Annotated in this window: 12 protein-coding genes; 1 reads left to right on the top strand and 11 read right to left on the bottom strand. The window is 33.7% G+C overall.

What is annotated here, in order from left to right; translation table 11 throughout:
• Positions 1–780 precede the first annotated feature (780 nt).
• The 11 genes from BTO21_RS14595 to BTO21_RS14645 all read right to left on the bottom strand — a co-directional run bounded on the left by BTO21_RS14595 (position 781) and on the right by BTO21_RS14645 (position 10,901).
• Positions 781–1,023, bottom strand: a complete 243-nt coding sequence (locus tag BTO21_RS14595) for a hypothetical protein (protein ID WP_045027402.1) — start codon at positions 1,021–1,023, stop codon at positions 781–783.
• A 129-nt stretch (positions 1,024–1,152) separates the two neighbouring features.
• Positions 1,153–2,388, bottom strand: a complete 1,236-nt coding sequence (locus tag BTO21_RS14600) for a RidA family protein (RefSeq protein ID WP_105026881.1) — start codon at positions 2,386–2,388, stop codon at positions 1,153–1,155.
• Between the two features lie 102 nt (positions 2,389–2,490).
• On the bottom strand, positions 2,491–4,197 hold the full coding sequence (gene ureC, locus BTO21_RS14605) for an urease subunit alpha (RefSeq protein ID WP_045027405.1): 1,707 nt from the start codon (positions 4,195–4,197) through the stop codon (positions 2,491–2,493).
• A complete protein-coding gene (ureB, locus tag BTO21_RS14610; RefSeq protein ID WP_045027407.1) occupies positions 4,190–4,516 on the bottom strand; it encodes an urease subunit beta in 327 nt (108 codons plus the stop codon). Before ureB ends, ureC begins: the two co-directional genes overlap by 8 nt.
• Positions 4,517–4,525: 9 nt before the next feature.
• The gene (ureA, locus tag BTO21_RS14615; RefSeq protein WP_045027409.1) at positions 4,526–4,828 is read right to left on the bottom strand and encodes an urease subunit gamma; all 303 of its coding nucleotides are present in this window, start codon (positions 4,826–4,828) and stop codon (positions 4,526–4,528) included.
• Between the two features lie 632 nt (positions 4,829–5,460).
• Complete coding sequence (locus BTO21_RS14620) at positions 5,461–6,126, bottom strand: YoaK family protein (protein ID WP_239998033.1); 666 nt, start codon at positions 6,124–6,126, stop codon at positions 5,461–5,463.
• Positions 6,127–6,299: 173 nt separating this feature from the next.
• Positions 6,300–7,403: a polysaccharide deacetylase family protein gene (locus BTO21_RS14625; RefSeq protein ID WP_162272520.1), complete on the bottom strand. Its 1,104-nt coding sequence runs from the start codon at positions 7,401–7,403 to the stop codon at positions 6,300–6,302.
• A gap of 268 nt (positions 7,404–7,671) precedes the next feature.
• Complete coding sequence (locus tag BTO21_RS14630) at positions 7,672–8,181, bottom strand: superoxide dismutase family protein (RefSeq protein WP_045027414.1); 510 nt, start codon at positions 8,179–8,181, stop codon at positions 7,672–7,674.
• Between the two features lie 25 nt (positions 8,182–8,206).
• The gene (locus BTO21_RS14635) at positions 8,207–8,680 is read right to left on the bottom strand and encodes an ankyrin repeat domain-containing protein (RefSeq protein WP_045027416.1); all 474 of its coding nucleotides are present in this window, start codon (positions 8,678–8,680) and stop codon (positions 8,207–8,209) included.
• An 81-nt stretch (positions 8,681–8,761) separates the two neighbouring features.
• Positions 8,762–10,270, bottom strand: coding sequence for a catalase KatE1 (katE1, locus tag BTO21_RS14640; RefSeq protein ID WP_105026882.1), 1,509 nt, complete (start codon positions 10,268–10,270; stop codon positions 8,762–8,764).
• Positions 10,271–10,676: 406 nt separating this feature from the next.
• Positions 10,677–10,901 (bottom strand): hypothetical protein, encoded by a 225-nt coding sequence (locus tag BTO21_RS14645; RefSeq protein ID WP_065191975.1) that lies wholly within the window; start codon positions 10,899–10,901, stop codon positions 10,677–10,679.
• Between the two features lie 435 nt (positions 10,902–11,336).
• Here BTO21_RS14645 and BTO21_RS14650 point away from each other — a divergent pair, with 435 nt between their 5' ends.
• Positions 11,337–12,380 (top strand): oxidoreductase, encoded by a 1,044-nt coding sequence (locus BTO21_RS14650; protein ID WP_105026883.1) that lies wholly within the window; start codon positions 11,337–11,339, stop codon positions 12,378–12,380.
• The last annotated feature ends 48 nt before the right edge of the window (positions 12,381–12,428 follow it).

The raw sequence follows: 12,428 nt of genomic DNA on the forward strand, positions 1-12,428 counted from the left end.
ATAGGTAGATAATTAGAATTACAATAAAAAAACAATATATTTATGTAAAATCAATAAGAAATATTAACTATGTATTTTAAAGTCACAAATTTAAATAACCTCTCAGATATTGAACTTGAATTTAGTCTTTTAAATAGCTCTAATCTCATTGGATTATCTGCATTTGAGCGCTATAATTGTATTCGGTTAGTTCTTGCCATTTTAGATTCATCAATTCAAGCAATAACAGACATTTCATTTGATAAAGTATCTATCATCATCAATAAGGATGAAATAATACATACCATAACTTATACTCAATTAACTAATAAATTTTACTATTCTAGTTGCCAATATAATAATAACAACCACCTTGCTATTTTAAATTTTATTGAGTAAAAAGCAGTATGCCGATAACTATTTAATTAATAATTATCGGCATACTGCTTTTTAATGTTTAATATTATCCGTAAATTTCTATCTTTTCAGGGTAATAGTATTCGCCATTATCATCATAAGCCTGACGTTCAGAACAAATCGATACTGTTCGAAAAGAGACAGAACCACACTCAATACATTGAATTGTTTCGCTTTTACAACTCCAATATACATCTTCATCGGCGGTCGTTGTACCAAACTGTTCAATTGACGCTAATATGTAATGATCTGTTATTTTTAGACATTCATTACATTTTATTTGATGCTTATTTTTATTACAGCTTATAATATTCGTATCATATATTATATTCATGTTTATATACTCTAGATACTTTTGTTTCTTTATTACTTACACAAATCAATCTATTTTACATTTTGTTGTTTATCTAACCATCTTAAAATGGTTGAATGTGCAATTTGTATGTTTGCATTTGTCATTAGCCATCGCTGAAGTTCAGCAACACTCGCCCCTGCTTGATAAAGCTCTAACAATTCAAATTTAAACTTATCAAGTTTAGATACTCTATTAACCGATTTCTGATTACGAATAGCTTTCGTTTGTGCCTTCAGTACCAATAACTCTGATGCTACATTAAAATCAGACATTAACTCTCCATTTATAATAACTGAATGGTTAAAAAAATAATACGTAGTCCATAATATCGCCTCAAAAAAAATACAGTTCTTTTAACATGAGGCGATTTTTTAATTTTTTAGTTTATATTATGTTCTATATTATTGAGGGGACGTACTTTCACAGTTAGATACAACTACATCCATTTGAATAAGAGCATCCATTGGTATTGCAGATACACCTATAACAGTTCTGGCAGGAAGTGCCTCCTTGAAAAAGGATATGTAAATTTCATCAACAAGATCAATATCCAACGCATTTTTAAGCTGAATATTAACTTTCACAATATCATCCATAACATGGTCAACACTTTCGATAATAGCTTTAATATTATTGAGACATTGCTTTGTTTGCGCTTGTATATAGCCATCTACAACTGTTAACGTTTTAGGGTCTAATGGCAATTGTCCTGAAATATGATTGTAATGAGAAAATGCCACTGTATGCGAATAAGGCACTACTGGTGCATTTACACTATTGCCTGCTTCGATAACAAGTAAGCGACTATCTTCAGGTAATTGTGGTGGCGTACCATCACCATGCGATACAACGGTATCAATCTGTAATAGTGCGCCTGCTGGTAAATCCTCAACGACGATAAAAGTTCGTGCTGGAATATAATCGTCAAAAAATGTATTACAAACATCATTAATCATATTAATATCGTTAATGTTCTTAATATATATTGTTGTTTTCACCACATCATCAAGAACATGATCAATACTGTTTAATATCGTATTAATATTATATAAACATTGCTTTACTTGCGCTTTAATATCACCAGTAATAATTTCATTCGTTTTAAAATCTATCGGTAATTGAGCTGACAAGTTATTATAGTGAGAAAATGCAACTGTTTGCGTTGCCATCTTATCATTTGGTGCATTATCCGTATTACTGGAGACTTTAATTAATGCGCAAGGTTGCTGTGGGGCCGTTCCCTCGCCATTTGAAATTAGCGCATCTATCTGTATTAATGCATCATTGTCAGGTAAAGATGCGACGACAGCAACAGTACGCGTCGGTAAAATATCATTGAAAAACGTTTTGTATACTTCATTTACTATCTTAATGCTTGAAATATCTTTAACAAAAACATGAAGTTTAACCACATCATCCATAGTGTGATCAATTTTTTCAACAATAGCTTTGATATTATTTAAGCATTGTGTTGTTTGCTCTTTTATACCACCAATAACCATTTTTCCCGTATTAGGATCTAACGCTAATTGAGCCGATATATTATTATAATGAGAAAATGCAACACTTTGAGTTGAGGCTGAATTTTTTGGTGCATTTTTCGTATTTCGTGAATTTTTTATAATATTATTTGCCATATTATATTTATCCTAAAATAGTTTATTTATTTTCAATTATTTTATAAGGTATATAAGAAAAGCTGAGTATATAAAGTAAATATTTCCATTACTCACTTTTATCTAAAATAACATATAGTTTTGAGCTAGTGGTAATTCATGCATTGGTTCACATTCTAAAAGCTCACCATTTGCCCACACACTAAACGTTTTAGGATCTACTTTAATTTCTGGCGTACAATGATTATGGATCATATCTTGTTTAGATATATTTCGAGTATTCTTAATGCCACTGATAATTTTTTGTAACTGCAACTTTTCAGGAAGCCCTGCATCAATCGCCGCTTGAGACATAAACGTAATCGATGTCTTCATTTTCGCTTTTCCATAAGCGGCATACATTGGACGATAATGAACGGGTTGTGGTGTAGGTAACGCACCATTTGGGTCCCCCATTTCAGCCATTACAACCATTCCACCTTTAATAATCAATGACGGTTTTATTCCAAAAAAGCCTGAGTCCCAAAGCACAAGATCAGCAAGCTTTCCACATTCGACCGAACCCACATCATGAGATAAGCCATGAGTAATAGCAGGGTTAATCGTATACTTTGCAATATAACGTTTGATCCTATTATTATCTGATTTACTAGAATCTCCTTCCAATGCACCTCTTTGAACTTTCATTTTATGAGCTGATTGCCAAGTGCGGCTGATAACTTCTGCAATTCGCCCCATAGCTTGAGAATCTGAAGTCATTAATGGAATCGCCCCCATATCATGCAAAATATCTTCAGCCATCATGGTGCCCTTTCTGATTCGCGATAATGCAAAATCTAAATCTTCAGGTATTTTGGGGTCTAAATGATGACAAACCATAATTAAATCTAAATGCTCATCAACTGTATTAATTGTATAAGGCATTGTAGGAGTAGATGATGATGGAATAATATTATTTACGCCACACGCTTTTAAAATATCAGGCGCATGACCACCACCTGCACCTTCAGCATGATAGGCATGTATAGTGCGATCTTCTAGAACATCTACCGTATCTTCAAAAAAGCCACTTTCATTTAAGCTATCAGTATGTATCGCAATTTGAATATCGTATTCTTCAGCCAGTTTTAAGCTTGTATCGATGGTCGCTGGTGTACAGCCCCAATCCTCATGTATTTTTAAGCCCACAGCACCCGCTAAAATATGTTCTTTTAATGCTTCAGCCTCACTGCTATTACCTTTGCCCAATAAACCAATATTAATCGGAAATTCATCAATAGCTTCAAGCATGCGATGCATGTTCCACACACCTGGTGTCATGTTCGTTGCAAGACTACCAGCAACAGGACCTGTACCGCCACCGATTAATGTTGTTAAACCACTGGATAATGCTTCTTCTACCTGTTGCGGACAAATAAAATGAACATGCGTATCAACGCCACCGGCGGTAATTATTTGCCCTTCACCTGCAATAACTTCAGTATTAGGACCAATAACAATATCAATATTCGCCTGAATATCAGGATTACCTGATTTTCCTATACCTACAATTCGACCATCTTTAATACCAATATCAGCTTTAACAATTCCCCAGTGATCAATAATAACTACATTGATAATAACAACATCAACACAATGCTCACTTGTTAACTGGCTTTGCCCCATTCCATCGCGAATGACCTTACCGCCACCAAACTTCATTTCTTCGCCGTATTGCGTAAAATCTTGTTCTATTTTTGCCCATAATTCAGTATCCGCTAATCGAATACTGTCACCAACAGTTGGACCAAACATTGAAATATAATCATTTTTTTGAATAATATTAGTCATTTTTTTGCCCTGCTTTTTGTACAAACTTCCCTTGAAAACCTGCGATGTTTTTTGCTCCAGAAAATTCGACTAACTCTACATCCATTTTTTGTCCTGCAAGTACTCGAATTGACATACCTGCAGCAATATTAAGATGGTAGCCTTTTGTAGGTTCACGATTAAAATTTAGCGCATAGTTTGTTTCATAGAAATGATAATGTGAACCAATCTGAACAGTTCTATCACCACAATTTTCAATTGAAATAGTTATTGTATTTCTATTTTCATTAATAAAAATTTCTTTTATTTGTTCATTACAAACAATTTCACCAGCAATCATTACTATCTCTTATTTAATTGGATTATGTATGGAAATTAATTTCGTTCCATCAGTACAAGTACATTCAACTTGAACATTTACAATAAGATTCTTAATTCCAGGACGAATATCCTCTGCACTTAATAGCGTTGTACCATAATCCATTAATTCAGCTACAGTTTGACCTTCCCTTGCACCTTCAACTATCATTCCTGAAATATAAGCAACAGCTTCCGGATAATTTAATTTCAGATTATTGTCTTTACGCATCTTAGCTAATAGAAATGCTGTAAATAACATAAGTTTATCTTTTTCTCTTGGTGTTAATTTCATTGGTTTATAGTCTCAATATTTTATTAATAATGAAAATTGTTTTATGTTTATAAAATTAAGCACTAGTACTAATCTTGTTTAATATGGTCACTGCTTAAATATTTTATATAGTATGTCAGAACTTCAAATAACAAGAACAGAAATCTATGCCCTAAAAAATTACAAGCGTATTAATTCAACACTTATAATACTGACATAATTAATCACGCATATTTTTATATTCACAGATATACTAACTAGTTATAAATTTAACTATATTAAATTATTAGAGGGTTTTTGATTACACCTAATGTCAGGCTTAATTGTCCTTTCGCAAACAAATTACATCTTTATTTAATATCTAGCAAGCAATATATATACACGAATAATTACATATTTTACATTATGAGCGCAAAGCTAAAAAATGCGCTTTCATAATAAGAAAAACATTATAATTAGACCATTTTTATTCTTTTATATAATCAAAAATAATTTAATAAGTAAAAAATTCGTAAAATATTAACAATAATAATCACAAGGAGAATTAACAGACAAAAAAAATAATTTTAACTTTAAAAACATAATGTTAAAAAAATAAAATAGAGGTTAACTATAATAGAACCAAACACATAAGCATTAGTGTGCATAAAAACCTAATCTTCATTCGTCAAATCTTTTAACCAAAAAAGTAGCCCTGCAATGCACAAACTTAACACGGTTGGTACAACTAATGCGTAGCTTAGTGAAAAAGCCATTAATTGACTCCCAACAATCGCACCAATGAAAATAGACAGCCATAAGCAAAACTGTTTTATAAAGATGTTTTTATCACCTTGACCCAATAGCAACATTGCTAATTCTCGCCCAGTATTAGCGAGAAAGGCCGTCGCAAACGTTAATGGCATCGCTTTGCTGATCGTAATCCTGAGTGCGATATTTTGTAACCCCATCGCAAAAGCCAGCACAAAGTTAGTTGCCATTGGTATGGTAATTTTTTCAATAAAAATAGCGCTGCATAACAATATAGAAACAGCACTCATCACAAACCAACGATAGTTTTTTTTCTGCAGTACCGCAATCATTTCACCAACAGTGATCCCTGTAACAAACAGCAAGATCACACCAATATAAGACAGTGATTGACTATATTGATGGTTAGAAAGCAGCATCGCCACATGCGTTGTGTTCCCACTCATAAACGAGACAAACAAACCATTTTTAAGGTGAATAAATCCAATCGCATCAACAATACCTGCTATAAATAACAACATAAATGGCATTGCAGCAAGAATAGCAGACTTAATTACTGGTAGATTCAATGGGCTATAACATATAGTAATGATAACAATACGTTAAATATTACATTAATTTTATTACTTTAACAGACAGCTAAATAAAAACATGTCAATAAGGGGCAATATTTTCATCGAATATCAAAAAATGGTGAGTACAAACATGTACACACCATAAGATCATAAAATGAAAAGTGGTCTTATTTACTCAAAAACGTTTCAAGTTGGTCATTAGAAAGATCAACACCAATCTTATAATAATCACTGATCTGACTTGCCGTTACAAAGTAAGTATTTGGATACACTGATTTAACTTCATCAATAAATGCATTTAAACCATCAACTTCAGCCGGAATTGATAATGACTGGCGATGCAAATAGATGCCAAAAGGTGGTCGTGACGCGTCATTGTAATGATTTAAGAAATTTTCCATCCAAATGTTCTTTGCTTCATCTGAAGTACAGCTTTGATTACAAGCACCAAATACAGTATCCATAACGTTTACAATTTTACCGTTAATATATTTGTGACCCATAAATAATTGATTACTTTTAGGCTGTGTTGCTACGGTATATTGAGGATAACCACCATCTTCCCAGTTAAACTGCTCTCTTTGAGTAAAATCACAATGTACGTTATCCCATCCACCCGGTGTTGATGTACAGTGACGAACACCCATTCTTGGTAAGGTCTTCTCCGGAGGCGCTGACAGTGAAGAATCATAGTTAATATTTAATTGATTCATTATTCCTTGTAAGTGACTTAATGAAACATTCTTATTTTCTCGATCCCAACCGCTACTGTTTGTATCTAAAAATGGCGCTCTAAACCCTTTTATTTTATCGCTAGGAACACCTGATGCCACTAAGAAGTTATAATTATTTTTTAACTCATTCTCAATTTGATCTTTTGTTAAAGGCTCACCTTGATTACCTGATGCAATGGCTGGATGTGAGTAAGTATGTAAAGCAAACTCATGCCCTTTCTTATATAGATTATTGATAGATTGAGGGTTAGTTACACATTGAGGATCACCTGTTGTCAATCCATCATCATTAACACAAACGATATCAAGCATAGATTCATCATATATCCAGCCACCAGCTTGCTGCACAACATTGACATAAAATGTTACTGGAATAGAATTATTCAATTGAGCAACACTTTTTTCCATTTCCTGATTCACTCCATCATCAATACTAATAACAATAAATTGTGGTTTACTATTAATAGTATCTACTGACGCAAAAGTAGAAAATGAAACTGATGTTAATAAAAGACATGCTAACTGTTTGTTTTTCAAGTGGAACATAATTACCCTAAAAATATGAATAAATTTCGGAGGCATCATATATTAATATGCATCATGTTCAATACTGTATATGTAATAGATTGTGTATATTTTGATTGATGTGTAACATTAAGAATAGTAGTTACTTTAAGCTTTTGATTAATATCATTATTTAACCTATTAATAAGTGTAACTGCTTTCATATGTAAGAGCGAATAAAGTAAACAAATAAAGGACAGCCATAATATTTATGCTATAACATTATGGCTGCAATAATTTATTATTTAATCACACCACAGACCATACGAGCACCACCACCACCAAGAGGTTTGGGATGATCTGAATGGTTATCACCGCCAGCATGAATCATTAAAGCTCGCCCTTTTAAATCAGATAATTTTAATCTAGGTGCTAAAACGGGTTGCTCGACATTGCCTTTAATATCGACATAAAGTGGAGGTAAGTCACCTAGATGGTTATCATCCGTCCATGCATAACCGTGTTTGTTAGTCTGCATAGGATCATAGTGACCACCCGCTGCACCACCTAAGACAGCTTTACCCATTTTTTCTGTCGTGCCGCATGATGGATTAACATGGACATGGAAACCATGTAATCCAGTCGGTAATCCAGTTAGATGAGGAGTAAAAACAACACCATATTTTGTTTGCTGCGCTGATATAGTTCCTGCCATTGCACCAGAATTAAGATCTGTCATCTTAATGGAAAGATCAGCAGCACTTGCGCTCGTGGAAGCTAAGATTAAAGCTGTTAGTAATATTTTTTTCATACTTTTTATTCCTTTTATTAATTATCTACAACACCGATTTATTAAATGTTTCTAATACTTTTTGTTGTCCAAATAAAGTAGCAAATTCTGTCAGACTAAGTCCTGATTTATTTCGATGATCACCATAACTACAATCAGCTTTATATAACTTCTTGGCTATTTTTACTTCACCTTTGATTAAAGCGCCCATAAAAGCGGTATTTCCTCTTTTATCTTCAATACAAGCATTAGCGCCTTCTTTAAGTAATAAATCGACTGATGATTCATGACCATAATAAGCCGCAACCATCAATGCGGTATAACTCTGATCATTGGGCTCATTAAGAGGAAATCCAGCATAAATAAATTCATTTAGTACTTCATTATTACCAATTCTTGCAGCATCAAAGAATAATTGGATGAGCTGCTCAGCATCTTTTTTATGACTGTCTAAGGCCATTGCAAAATTTGATACCACTAATAACAGCAGAGAAAACGTAATATAAATAATATTTTTCATTTTCTTGACCTCTAAAAATAAGAAACTTACAAAGATACTAATCGGGGGAAATTAGCAATATTCTTTGTAAGTTAATATTATTTAATTACTTTTGTTAATTATTTTTTCTAATGGAATATGGGTCGCTTTAGCTAAGCGCATGCCATAGTTTTTATCTGCTAAGTAAAAATAACTCACCATTTTTATCTTTATGGCTTCATTATTCACTTTATTTAAATCACCAGAAAGATTATGAATAAGATCTGTTTTATCTTGCTCACTAAGACTTCTATAAAATACACCTGCTTGATAAAAATCACGCGGATGAGTGATCCCTTTTTGTTGAGTCACACCACTGAGTTTTGTTTCAACATTTTTATACTGCGGATCTTGTGACAACTTTATATTATTACTTGGCTCATAGTTTATATTTGAATCATTTTTAGCGTTATTACTCAATCCGTCTTGATTATAATTATTCACTTGAGCTAATGGACGATTTATCGGTAACTGAAATTGATTTACCCCAACACGATGAAGTTGCGTATCAGCATAAGCAAACAAACGTCCTTGTAATAAACGGTCTTCAGATGGCTCAATGCCCGGAATTAAATTAGACGGTGCAAAAGCAGCCTGTTCCGTTTCTAAAAAGAAATTATCAGGTACACGATTTAAGGTCATCGTGCCTACCTTTTTATCCGGAATATTTAACCATGATTTAGTTGCATCTAATCCATTATATTGAAGTTTACTCATTTGCTCTGGGGATAATACTTTTACATATAGATCCCACTTAGGATAGTTACCAGCCTTTATCTCTGTGTATAGATCGTTAGTTAAATGGTTAAAATCTTTACCTTGAATCTCAGTAACTTCATTCGGTCTAAGGCTTTTTACACCTTGCTGGCTTTTCCATTGAAATTTAACATAATTGACATCGCCTTGCTTATTAATCCATTTATATGCGTGGACACCAAATCCATCCATCATTCGATAGCTAGCAGGCGTACCTAAATTACTATAAACCCATGTCAGCATATTGGTGGCACTAGGTTCTAAACTAAAGAAATCAAAAAAGCGATTTGGATCCTGAATATTAGTAATAGGTGATGGTTTTAAAGAGTGCACCATATCAGGAAACTTAATCGAATCACGTATAAAAAATACCGGTAAGTTATTACCAACTAAATCCCAATTTCCCTGTTCAGTATAAAATTTAGTCGCAAAACCTCGAGGATCTCGTAGTGTTTCAGGCGAGCCCTTAGAATGGATCACTGTTGAAAAACGAACAAAAACGGGGGTTATTTTGCCTTTTTCAGTAAAAGGTGCAGACAATGTTAACGCTGAAAAATCAGACTCTGCAACAAATTCACCATGCGCTCCTGTACCACGAGCATGAACAACACGCTCAGGAATACGCTCTCTTGCAAAACGTTGAAGTTTTTGAATGAGCTGAACATCCTGAAGCAGTACAGGGCCATTTTCACCGGCGGTTATTGAATTTTGATTATCGCCAACAGGTGAACCATTATCTCTCGTTATTGTTTGAGCTTGTAAAGATGCACTGACTAACACTGTCGTTATTAACAATATATTATTTGATGTTCGCATAATTATTTCCCTTATATACACATGTCCATATTTAACAATTTTTTACTTCGTGGCTAAAGTAACCAGACATAATAAAAATGTATAATTATTAATAACTATCATATTAATAGGTATTAACGATGAAATTTTCATCAAAAAAACAATGCTATCAATCACTATTAGCAAGCAAGATACAGCAAAGGAATAATCTTTTAAGGAGAAATTTATGCCCCCTCTTTTGAGATAAAAGCTAAATAACTAAAGTAACCATTACATAATCTTTTTTCTTCCAACAAACCTAATTAATAAAAAACCAACCCTATTGCTCTTATATCATCATCAAATACTTGAAATAAAAAAAGGCCTATAAAAGGCCTTTTCGAAAACATAGTCATAATCTTAGTGGTATTGTTTTATCTACTATGCCTTATTTATTATCAGGTGATCTACTCAATACGTAATGCTTAAATACATGATAAAAGCGTTTTCTTATCACATAGACTTCTTCAAAATTTTTTTGTTCATATTCTAATTCAATAAAAAGTTGGGGTAACTTCTCGTTCGCTCCAGAAATAATAGCCACTCTGACTTCATCCAATTTTTTTTGTAACTGATATTTAAGGGCATTGACAGAACGATCTGATTTTTTCATATTTTACTCTTCCACAAAACGATAATACCCAGATGGAATAGCTCCAATCAAAAGTCGCTTTATGAATAGACACGATAACGCAATAAAAAATTTCACATCTTCGTTTTTTATTCCTTAATGCGATTTTTTATTTTATACATTAAATCAATCAACAAAAACTGGCTATCTTTCCTGAGTGGATTTCAATATAAACTTGTATGTTGTAAATACACACACTGATGTGATGTTATTTATGCTGTAATTTCAGGGTTCAAGAGTATTAACACTTTTAACTAATATACCTAATGATGACAATAGATAAATATTTATGCATTATTATCCCCGTCGTTTAACTTTCAAAATTCTGCTATAAGTGATTATAAGCGTCACATAATCATAACTCTTGCTGCTAAATCAATGACTAGCAGCTTTTATTCACAACTGAGAGTGACAATTATGACTTTTCCTGCAATTAAAACCGCTATTATTGGCTACGGCTTTTCAGCAACAACGTTTCATATTCCCTTTATTAACACCTTACCAGAATTTGAATTTACAGCGGTAAGCACCCGTAATCGTGAAGCAGTCAATCGTGATTGGCCCAATGTACAGCATTATGAATCTGCGCAAGATTTATTGAACCACTCAGATGCTGAGCTTGTCATTATCACAGCTCCTAACGACGTCCACTTTGAGCTCGCTAAACAAGCACTTGAAAACGGTAAGCACGTCATCATAGAAAAACCATTTGTAACCAACATTGCCGACGGTGAAGCATTAATTGCCCTTGCAGCAGAAAAAAACCGAATCTTAAGCGTGTATCACAATCGCCGTTGGGATGGTGACTTCTTAACAATTAAAAAGATGATTGAAGAAAAACGTTGTGGTGAGTTAAAGCATTATGAATCTCATTTCGACCGTTTTCGACCAGAAGTTCGTCAACGTTGGCGTGAACAAGCGACCAATGGCGGTGGGCTTTTGTTTGATTTAGGCTCACACCTTATCGATCAAGCACTGGTACTATTTGGTGTTCCTGATGCGATTACCGCACAATGTGAAATCATGCGTGAAGGTTCAACAAATGTCGATTACTTCAATATTGTTCTGCACTACCCTAATCATTTAGCGACCTTACATGGTGATTTATTCAGTGCTGGCCCAAACAAACGTTTTACACTAAAAGGCACGCAAGGAAGCTATGAAAAGTACGGTTTAGATCCGCAAGAAGCGTGTTTAATTGCAGGCGTTTTACCTAACAAACCACAATGGGCAAATAAAACATCGGAGCAATATGGTCGTTTCTATGATGCAGATGGCGTCGAAACCATTACAACAGAGTCTGGTTGCTATCAACAATACTTTCAAGAACTTGCATTAGCGATTAACACCAATACAGCACCACCCGTAACCGCAACAGACGCGTTATGGAATATCAAGCTGATTGCACTCGCAATGGAAAGTAGCCGCCAAGGCAAGACGCTCACTATTGATAAATGGTGATAATGGTTAATTAAGACCGCCATTTTCTCTATCAAGCCAAAGACAGGG

The sequence above is a fragment of the Photobacterium phosphoreum genome (assembly GCF_002954725.1).
Taxonomy (GTDB): Bacteria; Pseudomonadota; Gammaproteobacteria; order Enterobacterales; family Vibrionaceae; genus Photobacterium; species Photobacterium phosphoreum.